This is a genomic window from Streptococcus sp. S5 (assembly GCF_034134805.1).
GTDB lineage: Bacteria > Bacillota > Bacilli > Lactobacillales > Streptococcaceae > Streptococcus > Streptococcus lingualis.
Genome location: NZ_CP139419.1, coordinates 1,478,457 through 1,499,299 on the forward strand (window position 1 = coordinate 1,478,457; position 20,843 = coordinate 1,499,299).

The 20,843-nt window shown below is 42.3% G+C and carries 15 protein-coding genes; all 15 read right to left on the bottom strand.

The genetic code is table 11. The features are described 5' to 3' along the window. Positions 1–41 precede the first annotated feature (41 nt). Positions 42–272 (bottom strand): DUF1146 family protein, encoded by a 231-nt coding sequence (locus tag SM123_RS07110; RefSeq protein ID WP_195529252.1) that lies wholly within the window; start codon positions 270–272, stop codon positions 42–44. 96 nt (positions 273–368) lie between these two features. Next, complete coding sequence (locus SM123_RS07115) at positions 369–788, bottom strand: F0F1 ATP synthase subunit epsilon (protein ID WP_003002471.1); 420 nt, start codon at positions 786–788, stop codon at positions 369–371. Between the two features lie 13 nt (positions 789–801). Further along, on the bottom strand, positions 802–2,208 hold the full coding sequence (atpD, locus tag SM123_RS07120) for a F0F1 ATP synthase subunit beta (RefSeq protein ID WP_070589431.1): 1,407 nt from the start codon (positions 2,206–2,208) through the stop codon (positions 802–804). Between the two features lie 85 nt (positions 2,209–2,293). Then, positions 2,294–3,175, bottom strand: a complete 882-nt coding sequence (locus tag SM123_RS07125; protein ID WP_013903320.1) for a F0F1 ATP synthase subunit gamma — start codon at positions 3,173–3,175, stop codon at positions 2,294–2,296. Between the two features lie 15 nt (positions 3,176–3,190). Next, entirely contained in the window at positions 3,191–4,696 is a 1,506-nt protein-coding gene (gene atpA / locus SM123_RS07130) for a F0F1 ATP synthase subunit alpha (protein ID WP_009732555.1), read from the bottom strand. 15 nt (positions 4,697–4,711) lie between these two features. Next, the gene (locus SM123_RS07135) at positions 4,712–5,248 is read right to left on the bottom strand and encodes a F0F1 ATP synthase subunit delta (RefSeq protein ID WP_013903319.1); all 537 of its coding nucleotides are present in this window, start codon (positions 5,246–5,248) and stop codon (positions 4,712–4,714) included. Continuing rightward, on the bottom strand, positions 5,248–5,742 hold the full coding sequence (gene atpF / locus SM123_RS07140) for a F0F1 ATP synthase subunit B (RefSeq protein WP_004219970.1): 495 nt from the start codon (positions 5,740–5,742) through the stop codon (positions 5,248–5,250). The genes SM123_RS07135 and atpF overlap by 1 nt, the downstream gene beginning before the upstream one ends. A 19-nt stretch (positions 5,743–5,761) precedes the next feature. Continuing rightward, a complete protein-coding gene (gene atpB / locus SM123_RS07145; RefSeq protein WP_023917700.1) occupies positions 5,762–6,475 on the bottom strand; it encodes a F0F1 ATP synthase subunit A in 714 nt (237 codons plus the stop codon). 33 nt (positions 6,476–6,508) lie between these two features. Then, positions 6,509–6,709: a F0F1 ATP synthase subunit C gene (locus SM123_RS07150; protein ID WP_003006433.1), complete on the bottom strand. Its 201-nt coding sequence runs from the start codon at positions 6,707–6,709 to the stop codon at positions 6,509–6,511. 228 nt (positions 6,710–6,937) lie between these two features. Next, positions 6,938–12,892, bottom strand: a complete 5,955-nt coding sequence (locus SM123_RS07155) for a ZmpA/ZmpB/ZmpC family metallo-endopeptidase (protein WP_320909328.1) — start codon at positions 12,890–12,892, stop codon at positions 6,938–6,940. Between the two features lie 234 nt (positions 12,893–13,126). Continuing rightward, on the bottom strand, positions 13,127–14,554 hold the full coding sequence (gene glgA / locus SM123_RS07160; protein WP_320909329.1) for a glycogen synthase GlgA: 1,428 nt from the start codon (positions 14,552–14,554) through the stop codon (positions 13,127–13,129). Next, positions 14,554–15,690, bottom strand: coding sequence for a glucose-1-phosphate adenylyltransferase subunit GlgD (gene glgD, locus SM123_RS07165; RefSeq protein WP_151190975.1), 1,137 nt, complete (start codon positions 15,688–15,690; stop codon positions 14,554–14,556). Before glgD ends, glgA begins: the two co-directional genes overlap by 1 nt. After that, a complete protein-coding gene (locus SM123_RS07170; protein ID WP_320909330.1) occupies positions 15,680–16,822 on the bottom strand; it encodes a glucose-1-phosphate adenylyltransferase in 1,143 nt (380 codons plus the stop codon). Before SM123_RS07170 ends, glgD begins: the two co-directional genes overlap by 11 nt. A 50-nt stretch (positions 16,823–16,872) precedes the next feature. Then, the gene (glgB, locus tag SM123_RS07175; RefSeq protein WP_320909331.1) at positions 16,873–18,780 is read right to left on the bottom strand and encodes a 1,4-alpha-glucan branching protein GlgB; all 1,908 of its coding nucleotides are present in this window, start codon (positions 18,778–18,780) and stop codon (positions 16,873–16,875) included. Positions 18,781–19,108: 328 nt separating this feature from the next. Then, positions 19,109–20,842: a phosphoenolpyruvate--protein phosphotransferase gene (gene ptsP / locus SM123_RS07180; protein WP_320909332.1), complete on the bottom strand. Its 1,734-nt coding sequence runs from the start codon at positions 20,840–20,842 to the stop codon at positions 19,109–19,111. Between the last annotated feature and the right edge of the window lies 1 nt (position 20,843).

Genomic DNA, 20,843 nt, shown 5'->3' on the forward strand with positions numbered 1-20,843 from the left:
AGTCACGCTTTCTATCATACCATATTTTTTATAAAATGTGGCTAGAATTGGCCAATAAAAATCTGCCGACTCATCTCATAGACACTGATAAAAAATGAGCTGGCTAGATAGCCGATTCCAATGCTGATCATCAAGATCAAAAAACGGATTTTAACCGCATTTTCAGCACTTACTTTTAAAAACTTTTCCCATTGAACCAGGTTCATCAATAGGTAATAGGCAAAAAAGATAAACAATAGATGGCTTGAAAGATTAAAAATCATTTGAATCATACAGCTATTATACCATATTTGGTCCGTACTTTCTTCTTTTGATTCTCTCCCAACAAAAATAAGGTGAGGACATACCTCCACCTTATTTTGAATATCTTATAAACGATTTCCGACATTAATCCGGTTAATGGCGCGTTGAAGAGCAATTTTAGCACGACGTTCCATATCAACCGAATGCTGATCTTTGGCTTCTTCAATCGCTTTTTCAGCTCGCAGTTTGGCACGTTCTGCACGACTAATGTCAATATCTCGAGCACGTTCGGCAGAATCAGCAACAATGGTAATGACATTATCAGCTACTTCGATAATCCCACCATTGACTGCAATCCAATCAATATGTTTGTCATCGTCGACACGACGAACCTTTACTTGGTCTACAGCCAAAACCGCAATGGTATTGATATGATGAGGTAAAATCCCTAATTCACCATCAATTGTCTTGACAGATACAAATGCGGCATGATGATCATAAACCAGTCCATCCGGTGTAACGATTTGGACGTTCATTTGACTCATCTTTCACCTCTTCTTAGAATCCCATTTTTTCAGCTTTGGCGATCACATCTTCGATCGATCCAACACCACGGAAGGCATCTTCAGGAAGATGGTCATATTTCCCATCCAAAATTTCTTTAAAGCCACGAACAGTTTCTCCAACTGGGACATAAGAACCAGGTTGACCTGTAAATTGTTCCGCAACGTTGAAGTTTTGTGACAAGAAGAATTGGATCCGGCGAGCACGAGCAACCAAGGTCTTTTCTTCGTCAGACAATTCATCCATCCCCAAGATAGCAATGATATCTTGCAATTCATGGTAACGTTGAAGGACGCGTTTGACCTCAGAAGCGACTGCATAGTGTTCTTCTCCTACGATTTCTGGAGAAAGGGCACGTGAGCTTGATGCCAATGGATCCACCGCTGGGTAGATCCCCAATTGTACCAATTTACGTTCCAAGTTGGTGGTTGAATCCAAGTGGGCAAAAGCGGTTGCTGGCGCTGGGTCTGTATAGTCATCGGCTGGCACATAGATGGCTTGGATCGATGTAACAGAACCTTTCTTCGTTGACGTAATCCGTTCTTGCAATTGCCCCATTTCAGTTGCCAAAGTAGGTTGGTAACCAACGGCTGATGGCATCCGTCCCAAAAGGGCTGATACTTCAGATCCAGCTTGGGTGAAACGGAAGATATTGTCGATAAACAAGAGAACGTCCTGACCTTCAACATCACGGAAATATTCCGCAATGGTCAAACCAGTCAAAGCAACACGCATCCGTGCTCCAGGTGGCTCATTCATTTGTCCAAAGACCATGGCTGTTTTTTCAATAACGCCAGATTCTTTCATTTCCCAGTAAAGGTCATTCCCTTCACGAGTACGTTCCCCAACACCGGTAAATACAGAAATCCCACCGTGTTCTTGGGCAATATTATGGATTAATTCTTGAATCAAGACGGTCTTCCCAACTCCGGCACCACCGAAGAGTCCGACCTTCCCACCTTTCAAATAAGGGGCTAAGAGGTCAATAACCTTGATCCCTGTTTCAAGAATTTCTTCTGAAGTAGAGAGCTCGTCAAAGGATGGAGCTTTTTTGTGGATGGAGTCACGAGGAGCATCCTGAGGAAAAGGTTGATCCAAGTCAATGGTATCTCCAAGAACATTGAAGACACGTCCCAAGGTTTCTTTTCCGACTGGAACAGAGATTGGACGACCTGTGTCCAAGACTTCCATTCCACGTGTTAAACCATCAGTTGATTCCATGGCGATGGTCCGTACGACCCCATCACCAAGTTCCAAAGCTACTTCAAGAACGACTTTTGATTTTTGTTGGTCATTTTTATAGACTACAAGCGCATTATTGATCTCAGGAAGTTTATCTCCAACGGAAAAGGCAACGTCTACGACGGGACCTACGACCTGAGAAATTTTGCCTAAACTCATGTCATTCTCCTATTCTAAGTAATTTCTACTGCTCAAAAGTTCTCTTTCGAGCATCTGTTTTTGTATATAAAATTGTATCCGACAACTATTCAAGGGCGCTAGCACCTGCAACGATTTCGGTAATTTCTTGTGTAATCGCTGCTTGACGAGCACGGTTGTATTGAATCGTTAATTCATCAATGACTTTCTTGGCATTGTCTGTTGCAGTTTGCATGGCCATCATCCCCGCAGCATTTTCAGCTGTTTTAGCATCAATAATGGCACCATAGATCATGCTTTCAGCAAATTGAGGGAGCAATTGATCCAAGATGGCATCTCGACTAGATTCCAATTCTAGATTCAATACATAATCCTCATCTGCTTCATTGGGGTCCAAATCAATAATCGGAAGCATCTGTTCCACCCGCATTTGGCTAGTCAAACTGTTGACGTGATGGTTGTAACAGACGTACAACTCGTCAAACAAGCCTTCCTGATACATTTGGACTGTTTTCGAAATGATCTTACGAACTTCCTTAAAGCTAGGCTGATCAGGCAAACCACGCAATTCATAAACCGGCTGAATCCCACGGGCACGGAAGAAATCCGCCCCGACACTTCCAATACAGATCACTTCAAAGTCATCCCCAGTTGGATGGTATTCTGCCTTCATTTCCATCATGGTTTTAAGGATGGAGGCATTGTAGCCTCCGACCAAACCACGATCGGATGTAATCACGATATAAGCTGTCTTTTTTACCGGCCGACTCACCAACATCGGATGGGACTTGGTATTTTCTGTTTCGTGGCCATGGAGCAAGTCTGTTAAGAGCTTACGAACCTTAGCAGCATAAACCTGAAAATCCTTGGCTGCCTGCTCAGATTTACCAAGTTTGGCAGCGGACACCATCTGCATGGCATTGGTGATTTGACTGGTGTTTTTTGTGGATGCAATTTTATTTTTAATATCATTTAATGAAACTGCCATCTTCCACTCCTATTTCTATTTGAAATTTGACTGGTTGACAAATTCAGTAAGGGCTGCATCCAGTTCTTCTTCTGCTGGAAGATCATGTGTCGAACGAATCGTCTCAAAGATTTGATGATAATGTGCTTCAAAGTAATCAAACAACTCTTCTTGGAAACGAAGAATGTCGTCTACTGGAACACTATCTAAGAAACCATGAGTCAAGGCATACAAGATCACGACTTGTTTTTCAACTGTCAATGGTTCATGAACAGGTTGTTTCAAGACTTCCACTGTCCGACGACCACGGTTCAATTTCGCTTGAGTGGCCGCATCCAAATCACTACCAAATTTCGTGAAGGCTTCCAACTCACGGTAGGAAGCGAGGTCGATACGAAGGGTACCAGCAACCTTCTTCATAGCCTTGATTTGAGCAGATCCACCAACCCGGGAAACAGAAGATCCGGCATCAATGGCTGGACGAATACCGGCATTAAACAAACTATCTTGCAAGAAGATTTGTCCGTCTGTGATCGAAATCACATTGGTTGCGATATAAGCGGAGATGTCCCCTGCTTGGGTTTCAATGATTGGAAGAGCTGTAATAGAACCCCCACCCAATTCATCCGAAACTTTCGCAGAACGTTCCAACAAACGGCTGTGGAGATAGAAGACATCCCCTGGGAAGGCTTCACGTCCTGGTGGACGACGAAGAAGAAGGGACAATTCACGGTAAGCTACGGCTTGTTTTGACAAATCATCATAGACGATCAAAACATGTTTACCGTTATACATGAACTCTTCTGCCATGGCAACCCCAGCATAAGGTGCCAAATAAAGCAATGGAGACGGTTGAGAAGCCGAAGCGGTTACCACAATCGTATAATCCATAGCTCCGTATTTACGGAGAGTTTCTACTTGCGTACGAACTGTTGATTCTTTTTGACCAATCGCCACATAGATACAGATCATGTCTTGACCCTTTTGGTTCAAGATGGTATCAATGGCAATCGAAGTTTTCCCTGTTTGACGGTCCCCGATGATCAATTCCCGTTGACCGCGTCCAATTGGAACAAGGGCATCAATGGCTTTCAAACCAGTTTGTAGGGGTTCTGAGACAGATTTCCGTTGCATAACACCAGGAGCTGGTGTTTCAACTGGACGGAATTTATCTGTCACAATCTCACCCAAACCATCTACTGGTTGGCCAAGTGGGTTAACAACACGACCAATCAAGGCATCCCCTGCAGGGACTTCCATGATTTTACCTGTACGACGGACAGAGTCTCCTTCACGAATATCCGTGAAATCACCCAAGATGATGATCCCGACATCCGTTGTTTCTAAGTTTTGGGCCATCCCGTATGAGCCATTTTCAAAGATTAACAACTCACCACTCATGGCATTTTCAAGCCCATGAGCGCGGGCAATCCCGTCACCAATGTAGGTTACAACACCTGTCTCAGTGACGTCAAAGTTTGGCTTGAAATTTTCAATTTGTTGCTTAATTAAAGCGCTGATTTCTTGTGCGTTAATCGCCAAAATTCACACCACTTTCTATTTCAATTTAGATTTTATAACTTGCAATTGGTGTTTGAGACTGGTATCCAACGTTTTATGATTGGCTGTCACGACAAAGCCACCAATTAAATCTGGATCGATCTTTTGTTGGATCGAGCGAACTTGAATCCCAAATTTTCTTTCGATAATGGGTACTAGCTTTTGCTCTTGAACAGGATCCAAACCAGCAACTGTCGTAACAGTGACGACAAATGCGTTGCTCAACAGTTGAATCTGATCCAAACAAATCGTTACAATGTCATAAAATAAGGCTTCACGATGATTGAGAATAACCACTTCAATCAAATGGTCGAGTAATTGTGAATCAGAGGGTTGAAAAAGTCTTAGACTTTTTGCTTTCTCTTCATCCTCTACACCGATATGAGCTAAGAAGTTAGCAAGTCCAGTCTCCTCAAAAATGCCCTTGATTTGGGTCAATTTTTCAAAGACAAGATCTTGTTCTCCTTTTTCAAAGACCAATTGAACAAAAGGCTGGGTATATTTCTCAATCACCATCAGTTGCTTTTTGTCCATTAGGCTTCTCCTAATTCATCAAGATAGCGATCGATCAGTTGGCGTTGACCTTCAGCATCCAGCTGTTGACTCAACAATTTGCTGGCAAGATTGACAGTGAGATCTGCCACATCGCCTTTGATACTGTTCAATGCTTCTTCTTTGTTATGCGCAATTTCTTGTTGCGCTTTTTCTTTCAAACGTACTGCTTCTTGAGTGGCTTCTGAAAGGATCTGAGATTTGTTCTTTTCTGCAGTTTCCTTTGCATTTTCGACAATAGACGCAGCTTCTTTGCGGCTACCTGCCAACTCTTCTTCACGTTTACTTGCTAGTTCCTCAGCTTTTTGACGAGCTGATTCTGCTCCATCAATATCATCTGTAATCTTTTTGGCACGCGCTTCTAAAATTCCATTGATATTGTTCCATGCAAATTTCTTTATTAAAAAGATTAATAATAGGAAGGAACCAGCAATGAGAATAAAGTTACCAATAATTTCACTCATTGATACATGCATTCTTCTACTCCTCCTCTACTTACTCTTCACCATTAATTTTCTTACCAATATAGATTGATGACAACATGGTAAACACATAGGCTTGGATACATGAAATGAAAATCGAAAACGCTGTCCACGCCATGCTTCCAATAAAGGCAAATGGATACCAATAAACAGCTTGATGCGACAAAGTCACAAGCAAGCTTGCTAGTACCTCACCCGCAAAGATATTTCCGAAGATCCGAAGGGCCAAGGAGGCAAAATTCGTGAATTCTTCCAAAATATTCATGGGGGTCATAAATCCGGGTGTCACAAAAGCCTTTAAATATTCCTTCACACCACGTCTGCGAATTCCTTCTACATGGGCGATTAAGGTGATCAAAAATGAAAAGGCAAAGTCATAACCCAGGTTAGCGGTTGGTGATGTCCACAAATTGTAACCATTGGTCGTTTCGATTTTAGCCATCAATCCAATGTTATTGGCTACTAAAAGAAAGAGGAAAAGAACAAACAAGAACAAGGAATAGTCCTTTATGTAATGTTCCCCAATATTTCCTTTTGTAAAGCCTACGACAAAGTCATATGCGTATTCCAGCACATTTTGTTTGCCTTTTGGTCGGATCGACATTTTTCGACTGGCCCAATAAATGAAGCCAAAAACGGCGAAAACAGAAATCAGGGTCATAGCAAGTAGGGTCAAATTAAAAGATACAGGTCCAAGAGTAATCGTTGGATTGATACTTTCTTCCAAGGTTTGACACCTCCTTTTCTAAAATAGAAGCGTCTATTTGATAATAAAGGCCATAACCAAGGTTACGAAGAAAGTACCTTCGACAAAGGCAACACCAAGAATCAAGAGACTACGCAATTGACCGATAATTTCTGGTTGACGAGACGCAGATTTCAATAAGCTACTCATCATCAAACCTTCTGCCAGTGATACACCAAAACAGGCTAAACAAAGACCTAAAAATGTTAAATTCATGATGAATTCTCCTTTTATAAATTTTAATACCTTAGTTTACTCCTAAAAGATATAATAGTCAAATATTTCCTATAAAAGTAAGCGTTTTAGTGAAATTACGTTATTTTTTTAATATGATAATTTTTCCTATCTACGATTGATTTCTTTTAATTTTTAGACGCTTTGTCCACCTCTATTCATTTTTTCTTCTAAAAAACTCTCACCTGCTCAGCAGATGAGAGAATTCGATTATTTAAAGATAGACGTTTTGAAACTGTCTGTTTGTTGCAGCAATTTCTTAAAGATTTTTTCTTTCAGTGCAACCGTATTGTCAAATTTGACAGAACCGTTACTTAGAGTAACCTTATCTTTATCCACTGCTTCAGCAAATGCACGTTTCAAGCCTTCATAGCTATTGTAGGTCTTCCCATCGATGTCAATAGCCTGAATTCCATTTTTGGCACTGGTCACCACTTCATTGAAGTAAGCTTTCTTCCAGTCTTCAAGGGTACTGAATCTTCCATCAGAAATCTTCTGAATGACGAAGTCATCTCCTAGAGTGGCACGTCCAGCTTGTTTGGACTCTTGTTTATACTTGTTTGAAGCATAACCCAGGAATCCTTTTTCATAGCCATAGTAACCCCAGAGTCTGAAGGTATTGTGTTTGAAGGACATGGCTCCAGGAGCCCCTTCACTGGTGTTCCCACCATAGATACCTGTCATCATCGGTACCGTCACATAGGCTGAGCCAAAGTCAGATGGATTATAGACTCCATTTCCAGGACTACGATTGGTCATGAAGTTGTTGGTGATGAGATCATCTACTGAATGTAAGGTGATCGCTTTTTCCTCATCACTCAAAGCCCGAACCTTATCGAATTGATTCTTGGTGTTCGCTCCTCGGTATTGTTTATCAACCTTCTTGAACCAAGCATTGTTTAAGTCCTTACTATGTTTGTCCAATACAGCTTCCCCTTCTAGGTAATCCAGAAGCATGAGCGTATCGTTATAACCTTTCATGTAGCGATCAATCTCATCACGTGATTGAAGATTGTTTGGATTGGTATTGTACCATTGGTTGCCATCGTTTGGACGTTCATAGGCCATGTTGAGACCTAGAGCTTTGTATTCCCCATTTGGATTGGATACGGATGGCGTTTGGAGCATGCCTTGAGCATAGGCTTCTAGATCCGTTCCTTCACGGTGTCTCCAGCCACCCAAGTATACCATACGGTCATTGACGTGCGTCGTTTCATGGGTAAAAGCAGAAATCCCAAAGTCACTGATCATATCCGTCACCATAAAGAAGACCGAATCATCTTTATAAGGATTTCCATAGACACGAGCGGTTGCTCCCATGCGCCAATCTGTCGCATGGTAACGATCAGTTGGTCCATATAATTCACGAATTGGAGCGACATCTTTTCCACTATTCGTATGGCCATAACGGTCTGTACTAATGCCTTTATAGTTTTGATTATCAAGGACAGGGGTCGGCACCATATTATTGCTCTTTAGGAGCTGGTTGCGAACATTATCAGCTGCTAATCGCGACCAGAAATCCAAGTAGTCCTGTTGGGCTTTTGCTACTTTATCAATTTCCGCCTTGAAGGCATTTCGTTCTGCCTCAGTGTTTTTACCGTATTTCTCGAAGGAACTATAGGCCAAGGTATTGTATGTTGAAATCAAGAACATGTGCGCATCTTTAAGATTCAAGAGTGGCAAGATCATTTTACCGTGAATATCATTGTTTAAGCCCTCATAGGCTCTATGCTTAGCAGATGCGAAAGCTGGATTGGTCGTCTCAGGCTCCACAATATAGACATTGTCTTTGGTTGCTTTGATGAACCAATCATTCAAGTCTGTATCAGTTGTAAAGAGGTCCATATTGTACTTCAGGAAGTCATTTAGGTTGCTAGAAAGAGTAGACTTCGCAACGACTTCTCGGAAGGCATCATGGGTACGAGTTCCTTTGATGTAGTCTTCTTTTGAACCAATTTCAATCAAACGGTCTAAGACATCAACATTCTTCCCATAGAAGTCTGGCTTGAACAACATGAGCTGCTTAAGATTGACATCATCGAACTTCACTCCGTAATAGCGATTGAGGCAAGAAAGCCCTAAAAGAACGGCCGCCTTGTTGTCATCAACTTTCTTGATAAGGGCACGTTTAGCAGCCTCATCTGTGTTTAATTGATGGTCTTGGTTTTCAACCAGTTGTTTGACAAAGTGAGTCAGATTATCCTTGACTTCTTGGAAACTTTCTTCGAGGTAAAGGTTCTTAATGGCATTGACTTTGTTAGGTCCTGTTCGACCTAAGTGAGTGTAGATTGGATCTGATTGCAATTCTACAGGACTTAATTTCTCTACGATGGCACTGATGAGATCGCTACGGTCCTTGTCCACCATATTTGGCGTGTAGACTACTTCACCGAGCTCCGCCACACTGTACTCTTTGACTTGTTTGACTTTAGAATCTTTCGGTGTCATGCTAAAGACATCTTTGGTCTTATCGGCATAATGGATCAGGATGTGATCAGCATCTGCTAGTTCAGTGACAAAATCATTGCCCTTCATAGCGGTCACAGACAAGACTTCCTTGGTCAAAAGAGGGCTCGTCGCAGCCAATTTATTCCCTTGGTCGACAATCCACTCTTTATTGTAGAATGGTTGCAATTTAGCAATATTGCGGTAAGCTAGCTCACGAGTCGCATCGTAACCAGTGATGGCCTTGTATTGATCGTCTTTGCTAACAAGGTGATTGAGCGTATCTTCAATCGGTTTGCTGCTGGTGAATTTATCAGCAGTGATTCCCATTGCTTCGATTTTCTGCTCAGCTTCTGCTAGTGAGATGCTTGGAATTTTACGGGAGTTGTTAAAGGATTTCTTCCCTTCACTCACGCCTTCCACACTGTAATTGCGCTTGGTTCTTGAATAGGTGAAATAATCATCTGCGTCGATATCGGAGTGTCCGAAGACCATCTCACCAGTTTTGACTTTCATCATGGTGATGTTGTCTTCAATAGTCCCCAAGGCCCAGTTGGTCCCTAGTAATCCACCAGACTGAACAGCTTCTTTTAGTTCAATCGAACCTTTAGCAACGGAGTTTCTGAGAACCCCTTCTTTACCTACTGTGTGGTTATTTCCACCATTTTGAGAGGAATAAACGAGACCTGCAGCTTTAGCTTTATTACCAGTGATTTCAGCATCAACGTAAGCTTTTTCAACGACACCTTTCCAGTTCTCACCAACAACACCCGCTAGATAGCCACCTTTGTTCCCAGCAGCGTGCAGTTTACCGATAAAGGCAACGTTGCTGACCTTCCCACTACCATCAATTTTATTGACAATTCCTGCTACATCATTGTTCCCGACAACACTTCCTGTTACTTTAACATTCTCGACAGTTGCATTATTTTTGATAACACCTGCGATTGGGGCTACTCTATCTGTCCCAGGTAGGTCGATATTGACATTTTCAAGCAAGAGATTCTTAACCGAGCCACCTTCGATGTTCCCAAACAATGGTCTTGTAATGTTATGGATGGCAAATGTATTCCCATCCGTACTTTCCAAAATTCCCTTGAAGGCATTGGTCACATAGGATTTCCCTGCTGGCTGGACATTAGCCGCATTCATATTGCTACCCAGTTTAAAGGTACCAGTCGGATTGGCTTGCATAGCTTTTACAAGTTCGTTGAAATTGTAGTAGATATCACCTTCATGTGCTTTGGGTTTCGCAATATAGTGGACATAGACCTCACTGAACTGGTTGTCCGCAGTCCGTTGAATGAGATCAGGAGCTTTGGCTGTTACTTTGTAGAGGGTCACGCCATCTACCGTTACTTCTTCAATTTTATCAACGGCTAGTTTTGTAACCTTATTATCATAGGTAGTGACCTTTAAGTAGTAAGGCTTCACATCTGATGGTGTTTCAGACAAGAGGCTGCTATCGGTCTCAAGACCTTGGTCATCCACGCTAATCAGACTGGTTTCCTTGATGTTTTTGATTTCAACTTTTTTAAGATCAATTCTCAGTGGTTCTTCCTTGAGAACTTCTTCTTCATCCCCATTTCCACGGTCATACACCATGGTCGTTGCGAGCGTATAATCCTTGTAGTAGTCCAAGTCCGCTAAAGCAGCTGCCAAGTCCGTCTCTGAAAGGGTCAGGGTTTTCACCACTTGATCACCCTTCTTCAATACAGCCTGGATGGACTTGATGGTCACACCGTCTGGTTTATCCAAATGATAAGTAGCTTTAGCACTGCGCTTCAATTCTTCCTGATCAAGATTGGTCAAGGTCAAGGTTGGCTTGTCTAATTCCTTTGTCCCTTGTTGAATGATCTGATCTTGGGCTTGTTCTACTACTTCTTCAGAAATTGTAGGAGCATCCGTTGTTTTGACACCTTTAATGGTCTTATAGACCTTGGTGATTTTTTTCTTCCCATTTTTACCGACTTGAGAAACCCTTTCAGTTCTTTTTAGCAAGGTGGCATCTTGTTCGGTTACCGTCTTAAATGGAATTTCTTCAAAAGCAACTTCCTCTTTTTGGCCTTCAATCGCCTTAGTCCCACGACTAATTTTTTCTGTCACAGGAGCTTTGACCGTTTCAGTGGTCGTACTGAGAGGCTCTCCAATCTTCTCACCATTGACCGTCTTATAAACACGACGAATCTCCTGGCTACCAGCCTCTCCTTTTTGAAGGAGGCTTTCTTCATCGGTGTAACGATTGGCGTCCGTTACATACTCTGTTTCATATGGAAGGATTACCGTTTCTGTCTCGGTTACCGTCCCTTCCGTAACTTGATAGGTTGGATTCTCCGGTTGAACGGGGGCTTCGCCAACATGGCCTTCTTCCTGTGTCCCTTTGGCTTCCACCATACCTGTATAGGTTGGGTTCTCCGGTTGAATAGGGGCTTCGCCGACATGGCCTTCTTCTTGTGTCCCTTTAGCTTCCACCACACCTGTATAGGCTGGGTTCTCCGGTTGAACAGGAGCTTCGCCGACATGGCCTTCTTCCTGTGTTCCCTTAGCTTCCACCACACCTGTATAGGCTGGGTTCTCCGGTTGAACAGGGGCTTCGCCTACATGGCCTTCTTCCTGCGTTCCCTTAGCTTCTACCACACCTGTATAGACTGGATTCTCTGGTTGAACAGGAGCTTCACCGACATGACCTTCTTCTTGTGTCCCCTTAGCCGTTACAACTTGAGAAGGAATGGGTTGAGGGGTTGGTTGGGCATCTTCTTTTGTTCCAACAGCAAGAATTTGTGAAACTGGTTCTTTAGTGACCTTGCTTTCAACGACTCTGCGAACTTCTTGTCCATCTACCATACTCACTTCCGTCAATAAGGTTCGCTCCCCATTTTGACCAGCAGTCAGCACCTTGGTTTGCCCTTTAGGTAATGTAGGATCAGCTTGTTTGACAGTTTCAAATGGCACAGGCTCAGTAGAGACTTCCAGGCTTGGTTTTTCAACTTGAGGAAAGGCTGGAGCGACTTCTGGGGTCACACGCGCTTGTGGTTCCACTTGTGGAATCCCTGTACTTGTTTTGATCGTTCCTTCTACAGAAGGTTTCGTTTCCTGCATAGCCTTTGGCTCTTGTAAGCTCGTCTTTTGGACTGACGGGTAGCGCAGATAACCAATATAGTCATAGCCGTCAATTTGAATCACGCCATTTGCAAGATCTTTGCTCGATGCGATCGCAAGATCCTGATTATAGGCGCGCAAAACTTGATTTTGTAGGGCTGCGACTTCAACTGGAAGTAGAAGACTTTGTCCCATGGCTCCAATCAAAAGGACGCCCATGACCTTCTTCCGGTGCTTTTTAGAGAGTAAGAGGACCGCAAAGGAAGCAGTGGCTAGACTTAGCCCAAAAAGGGCAACTTCCTGACTTCCTGTTTGAGGAAGAACCGACTGAGTTACTTCCTTCTTCTTATAGACGAGATAGAAAGTATCTTCATTTTGATATGCTTCAGGGATTGCATGAATCACCTGTGCTTTTTCTTCAGCAGTCAGCTCTTCTTCTGTCACATATCCTAAGTGCACATGAGCAGGTAGAGTCATCTGATCAGCTTGGACAGGACGAGCTCCTAACAAGCTTCCTCCTAATAAAAAGGCTCCAATGGCTACCGGACCAACACCGACAGATAATTTTCGAATCGAATATTTGGTCATTTTTTCAAACGTTTGTTTCGCTTTTTTCATCCTAAAATTCCTATATAGTAATATTTAATCCTCGAGCAGGGACCTGATTATTTTTAGAGAGGCTGGGATCCTTTCCAGAAATAAGAACCTTCCCGGGATTTTTTACCTTTACCTATCTTATCTTTTTTATTCTATTTTAGCAAGCTCTAAAACTCAAAAATATAAACCGTTTTCTTTATAGGAAGAAAGCAACACAAAAAAACGCCTCGAAAGGCGTTTGTATCATAGATCTATTTATAAGGATTGGTACAAATCATTGTATCGTTGACTAGCCGTATCCCATGAGAAGTCACGCGTCATAGCTTGTTCTTGGAGACCATACCAAGCCTGTTTATCATTGTAGTAGACAGCCAAGGCTTCATCAACTGCCCAGTTAAACCAATAGCCAGACAAATTATTGAAGCTAAAGCCTGTTCCACTTCCATCAACAGCATTAAACGGTTGAACCGTATCACGAAGTCCGCCGACTTCATGCACCAAAGGAAGGGTTCCATAACGCATGGCCATCATTTGAGAAAGGCCACACGGTTCAAAGCGACTTGGCATCAAGAAGACATCTGATGCTGCATAGATTTCTTGAGCCAATTGGACATCAAATGTGATATTCGCTGAAAGTTTATCTGGGTAGGCTTGACCAAACCAAGCAAAGGCATTTTCAAATCCAGGATCTCCTGTACCGAGCAAGACAATCTGAATATCCTTTTGCAAGAGTTGATGCAACTCTTCTACCACCACATCAAAACCTTTTTGACGTGTCAAACGAGAGACGATCCCAAACAAAGGAACATCATCGCGAACAGGTAGACCCACACGTTCTTGAAGAGCTCGTTTGCTAGCTGCTTTACCTGAAAGATCTGAGAGACTGAAGTGATGAGTCAAGAGTGGATCCGTTTCAGGATTATACAGATCCGCATCAATCCCGTTAACAATACCGGTCACCTTGCCAGACTCCATCCGAAGGATCTGATCCAAGCCACAACCATATTCAGCAGTCATAATCTCTTGCGCATAGCTAGGAGAAACGGTTGTTACACGGTCAGCATATAGAATACCAGCTTTCATCCAGTTCAGGCAATCATTCCACCGAAGCGTTCCATCTGCATAGCGTTCAAATCCCACTCCGAATAGGTCCCACAACATTCCTGGGTCAAACTGACCTTGGAATTCCAAATTATGGATGGTCAATACTGTCTTAATTCCATGATAAGCTTGAATCCAACGGTATTTTTCCTTCAGCAAGAAAGGAATCATCGCTGTATGGTAATCATGGGCATGAAGAACATCTGGAATGAAGTCAACTCGTTCCATCGTTTCTAAGGCCGCGAGCTGGAAGAAGGCAAAGCGTTCGCCATCATCGAAGTCACCATACACATGTCCTCTAAAGAAATAGTGTTGGTTATCAATAAAGTAAAAGGTGACTCCATCACGTACAATGCGTTTCACACCAACATATTGACTTCTCCAGCCAACCTTGGTCTCAAAATGCAAGACATCTTCGATTTGATCTCCAAACTTGGCCTCTACCATATCATAGTAAGGGAGGATCACGCGCACATCATGACCACTTTTCGCTAAGGATTTAGGAAGAGCGCCAATAACGTCTCCCAAACCACCTGTTTTAGAAAACGGTGCTCCTTCAGCTGCAACAAATAATAGTTTCATTAGACAATATCCTCTGTAACAATCGTTCCTTTTTTAACCACGACAGGTGCTTCTTCTGTCCCACGAATCGTCACACCAGCAGCCACTTCGACACCCTTATCCAGGATGGCATGTTCGACGATTGCATTTTCATGAATCACAACACCAGGGAAGAGAAGACTACTGCGGACCTCTGAACCTTGATGAAGGTGTACCCGACGTGAAACAACGGAGCGTTCAACGGTTCCTTCTACAATACTACCCGAAGCAAATTGAGACGATTTAATATGTGAAGTCTTGGAATAATACGTTGGTTCTTCATTCTTCACTTTCGTATACACTTTTTGATTTGGTGAAAAGAGCTTCATGAATTTTTGGTTTTCCAACATATCCAAGTTTGCCTGGTAGTAGGATTCCACTGAATGAATATTGGCAAGGTAGCCTGTATATTCAAAGGCAAAAGCATTGTATTCCACCGCCAAATCACGCAAGATATAGCGCAGTTTTTGTGGGTATTCTTTCTTGGCTTCTTCTTCTATTTTTTCAATCAACCAAGGGGTATCCACAATAAAGACATCTGTTGACATGTTGTAGACTTCATCAGGAGACTTGCTGTCAAACAGTTTTTGCTCCGTAACATGGTCTGTCTCATCAATCTGTAGAATCGCATTCACTTCAGAGATATTTTGAGGATGCAACTTTTTGTAAACAACTGTAATCGGACGGTCAACGCTATTATGCAAGTGGAAAACTTGATTGAGGTCAATATTCATCAAAACATCACAGTTTAAAGCAACTGTTTGGTTGGAACCAGACCGTTTCAAATAGGTCAATAATTGTTGGTAGTATTCTGGCCCTACCGTTGTATTTTCAACTGGAGTATTATAGATTCCAAGGTAATAGTGGCTCAATAAAGTAGACAAGCCCCACTCACGACCTGAACGAATATGGTCAAAGACCGAACTAATATTTTCTTGTTGGAAAATCCCAAAAACACTACGAATACCAGCATTCGCAAGGCTAGACAATGGGAAGTCAATCAAGCGGTATTTCCCATCAAACGGTAGGGAGGCTACCGGACGATGGCTGGTCAAAGTGGACATATCATGATACCCAACTGTATTTCCTAAAATGGCTGAATATTTATCAATCTTCATCTGTTGCTACCCCCACTTTTTCATTGTAACCGACAACTTGTACTTCCTCTGTTCCATCAATCACGACACCTTCTGCAATGACTGCGCCTTCTCCAATAATCGCGCGTTTCACAACAGCTCCTTTACCGATAATGGCATTGCTCATCACGACAGCATCTTCGACAACTGCTCCTTCACGAACTTGAGCTTCTGTTGATAAGATGGAGTGTTTGACTGTACCGTCTACCGAACAACCATCGACGACAAGAGAATCTTCGATGTGAGCATGTTCCCCAAAGAAGTTTGGTGGAGAAATGAGGTTGCGTGAATAGATTTTCCAGTGACGATCGCGACTATCCAAGGCATTATTTGGATCGATATATTCCATATTGGCTTCCCAAAGAGACTCAATTGTACCAACGTCTTTCCAATAGCCATTGAATTCATAAGCATAAACACTTTCGCCTGATTCTAGATACGTTGGAATGACATTTTTACCGAAGTCTGACATATCGATATCGCTCTTTTCAGCAGCAACTAACATATTGCGCAGACGAGCCCAGTCAAAGATGTAAATCCCCATTGAATCCTTAGTTGATTTTGGTTCAGCTGGTTTTTCTTCAAATTCGACAATCCGATTATTGGCATCTGTATTCATGATTCCAAAACGGCTTGCTTCCTTCAAAGGTACATCTAGGACGGCAACAGTCAAGCTTGCGTTATTATCCTTGTGTGCTTGAAGCATGTCATCGTAATCCATCTTGTAGATATGATCCCCAGATAGAATCAAGACATACTCCGGATTGATGCTATCAATATAGTCGATATTTTGAAGAATCGCATGACTAGTTCCTTCGAACCACCGATTTCCTTCACTAGCTGAATAAGGTTGGAGAATAGACACACCCGTATTGATTCCATCCAAGCCCCAGCTGGAACCATTCCCAATATGGCTGTTAAGGGCAAGTGGTTGATACTGTGTAATCACACCAACATTGTGAATTCCTGAGTTGGCACAGTTTGAGAGAGCAAAATCGATAATCCGATAGCGCCCACCAAATTGAACCGCAGGTTTCGCGATGTTTTTGGTTAATTTTCCAAGACGTGTTCCTTGCCCTCCGGCAAGAATTAAAGCGAGCATTTCATTCTTCATTGACTACTTCCTCTTTTTAAAGCTTGGACTCCCTTAGAGTCAACCGATCATCATTTTTTATCTGATGTTTTAGATTTCGTTTTGCGAACCTTCCGTTTCACCTTCCAAATGCTAGCCCCTAAAGCCGGCAAAGTAAAGGTCAAAGTTTGTTCATAATCCTTCCACAGTCCATCTTGAGACTGAACTGTCGGATTGTGCTCTTTCCAGACACCTCCCCATTCTTCTAATTCTGTATTCCAAATTTCTTCATAGACCGCTGATACAGGCACACCAATCGTAAAGTCCTTGCGTTCTACTGGTGCCATATTGAAGACGCAAACCAAAAGATCGCCTTTACGATTTTTCCGGATCATAGACAAGACGCTCTGATCCCGGTTATCTGCATCTATAATCTCCAAGCCATCAAAGCTATCATCAATCTCCCACAATTCCTTGTGTTCTTTGTAGAAATGATTGAGCTGAGAAGTAAAACGACGCATCTTAGCATTCATTTCATCCTCTAGATTGCCCCATTCCAGTTGCTCTTCTGACTTCCATTCCAAAAATTGACCAAATTCTGAACCCATGAAGAGTAGTTTCTTACCAGGGTGGCAGATCTGATAGGTCAAGAGGTTACGGAGTCCAGCAAATTGATTGTACCGATCTCCCCACATCTTATGCATCAAACTCTTCTTACCATGCACCACTTCATCGTGTGAAAACGGTAGTAAGAAGTTTTCAGAAAATGCATACATGAAACTAAAGGTTACCAGGTTAAAGTCAAATTTCCGGTAGATGGGATCTTCTTCGTAGAATCGAAGGATATCATTCATCCAACCCATATTCCATTTATAGTCAAAGCCAAGTCCACCTTCTTCTTCAGGACCCGTGATCTTTTGACCAGCAGAACTTTCTTCTGCAATCATCATGACATCTGGGTGTTCGTTCTTGATAATCGCATTCAAACGTCTAAGGAAATGAACGCCTTCGTAGTTGAGGTTTCCACCATCAATATTTGGTGTCCATGGACCACTATCGTAGTCAAGATAGAGCATATTGCTCACAGCATCGACCCGAATCCCATCTAAATGATAGGTATCAATCCAAAACTTCAAACTAGAAATCAAGAATGACTGGACTTGATTCTTCCCTAAATCGAAGTTCAAGGCTCCCCATCCGTAGTTATGGGCACGATGTTCATCCTGGTATTCAAAGGTTGGTGTTCCATCATAATAAGCCAAGGCATCATCATTGATAATGAAATGTCCTGGTACCCAATCCACGATCACTCCGATATTGTTGAGGTGGCATTCTTCCACGAAGTCTTGAAACTCTTCTGGGCTACCATAAGTCTGCTCGAGTGCAAAATATCCCATGAGCTGATAGCCCCAACTCAAGCCCAATGGATGGGCCATCACTGGCATAAATTCCACGTGGGTGTAGTTCATCTCCACCAAATATGGAATCAATTCTTCTTTTAGTTGTTTGAAGGTATAGGAACTGTGATCTTCATTACGTTTCCACGATCCTGCGTGAACCTCATAAATATTAACAGGTCGTTCCTTAAAACCAAGTTTTTTGCGGCGTGCTCTCCAGAGACCATCTTTCCAGTTTTTCTCTGGAATGGTCTTAATAATAGATCCAGTATTGGGTCTCTTTTCCATCCATAATGCTAGAGGATCGATTTTTTGCACCTGATGACCATTTTGTCGAGTCACCAAATACTTGTATATATCTCCCTCTTTTGCATCGGAACAGAAGACTTCCCAGACGCCTCCTTCATTACGAACCATTGGAATATTACGGGCTTCCCAATCAGTGAAATCACCAATCAGATCCACCGCCTGAGCATTGGGAGCCCAAACACGGAAGGTAAAGCCTTCTTGTTCTCCCCTTGTTTCCTTGTGAGCTCCTAAGTACTCTTGAAGATGGAAATTATCCCCTCTTCCAAATGTCCATAAGTCTGTGCTTCTATCCATTTACTCACCTCTTTATTTTTGAAAGCGTTTTCTAGTTGTTTTTATTTTACTATAAAATCACTTAATTTTCAAGTTGATTCCAGGAAAATCATGTAAATTTATCAGGAAAAGTTCTTTCATTTTCTCTTCCGAACCTTTTACTTCATTCCTTCGCTTTCCTCCTAATCTTACTTACGATTATACTATATATACGAGGAAAATTAAACAAATAACCGAACATTTAAATCACTATTTTTATTACTAACTAGTTTATTACGAATAAAATGAACATTTTTATGTACAATGTAAAAAAAGACTAAGACAAATTTGTCTTAGTCTTGATCGACTCTTAGTCTACGTTCACGTATTCTTTTGAAAGTTCAAGAACTTCTTCCATTGTTGAACATTCAGTCAGAGCACGGTTAGCGTATTCTTGCATTTTAGCTGTGTCGAGTTTCTTCATCAAGCTACGTGTACGAAGGACAGATGTCGCTGACATAGAGAACTCATCCAAGCCCATTCCGACAAGAAGTGGAACAGCAGTTTGGTCACCGGCCATTTCACCACACATACCTGCCCATTTGCCTTCAGCGTGAGCTGCTTTGATCACGTTGTTGATCAAACGAAGGATTGATGGGTTATATGGTTGGTAAAGGTATGAAACTTGTTCGTTCATACGGTCAGCAGCCATTGTGTATTGGATCAAGTCATTTGTACCGATTGAGAAGAAATCAACTTCTTTAGCAAATTGGTCCGCAAGCATAGCTGCTGCAGGAATTTCAATCATGATCCCTACTTCGATGTCGTCTGCAACAGCAACACCTTCCGCAAGCAATTTAGCCTTTTCTTCTTCAAGAATACCTTTAGCTGTACGGAACTCAGTCAACAAAGCAACCATTGGGAACATGATCCGCAATTTACCGTGAACAGATGCACGAAGCAAAGCACGCAATTGTGTACGGAACATTTGATTACCAGTTTCAGAGATAGAAATACGCAAAGCACGGAAGCCTAAGAATGGGTTCATTTCTTTAGGAAGGTCGAAGTAAGGAAGTTCTTTATCCCCACCAATATCCATTGTACGAACAACCACAGGTTTACCATTCATACCTTCAAGAACAGCTTTGTAGGCTTCGTATTGGTCATCTTCAGTAGGGAAGTCTTGAGAATCCATGTACAAGAATTCTGTACGGTAAAGACCAACAGCTTCTGCACCATTATCGTTTACACCTTCAACGTCTTTAGGTGTACCGATGTTGGCAGCCAACTCGAAGTGCTTTCCATCAGCAGTCACTGTTTTCGCATCTTTAAGGAGAGCCCATTCAGCTTTTTGTTTAGCATAAGCTTCACCAGCTGCTTTGAACTCTGCAATCTGTTCTTCAGTAGGGTTGATCACTACTTCACCAGTGATCCCTGAAACAGCCAAAACATCGCCATCTTTGACAAGTTCTGTGATGTTATTTGTACCAAGAACAGCTGCGATTTCAAGTGTACGAGCCATGATAGCTGAGTGACTTGTACGTCCACCGATATTCGTAACAAAAGCTTTTACATACTTTTTGTTCAACTGTGCTGTATCAGATGGAGTCAAGTCATGCGCCACCACGATTGCTTCTTCATTGATAGAAGCAGGGTTTGGCAATTTCTTACCAAGCAAGTTGGCAAGGACACGTTTGGTAACGTCACGAATATCTGCTGCACGTTCTTGCATGTAAGGATTGTCTTCCATTCCTTCAAAGATCGCAATGAACATGTCAGTGACTTCTTTCAAGCCAGCTTCTGCATTGATTTTTTTCGTACGAATTGTTTCTTTGATCTGACCAATCATTTCAGGGTCAGCAAGAACCATCATATGCGCATCAAAAACTTGCGCTGCTTCTTCACCAAGGCTTGCTACTGCATTCTCCCGAATAAGAGAAAGCTCGTTTTGTGAAGCTTCAAGAGCTGCATCCAAACGAGCTTCTTCTGCACTTGTATCTTCGACTGAAACAGTCTCAAATGATAAGTCTGGTTGAATGAGCAAATATGCCTTAGCAACGGCAACACCGTCAGATGCTGCAATTCCTTTTAGCATTTTTGTCATA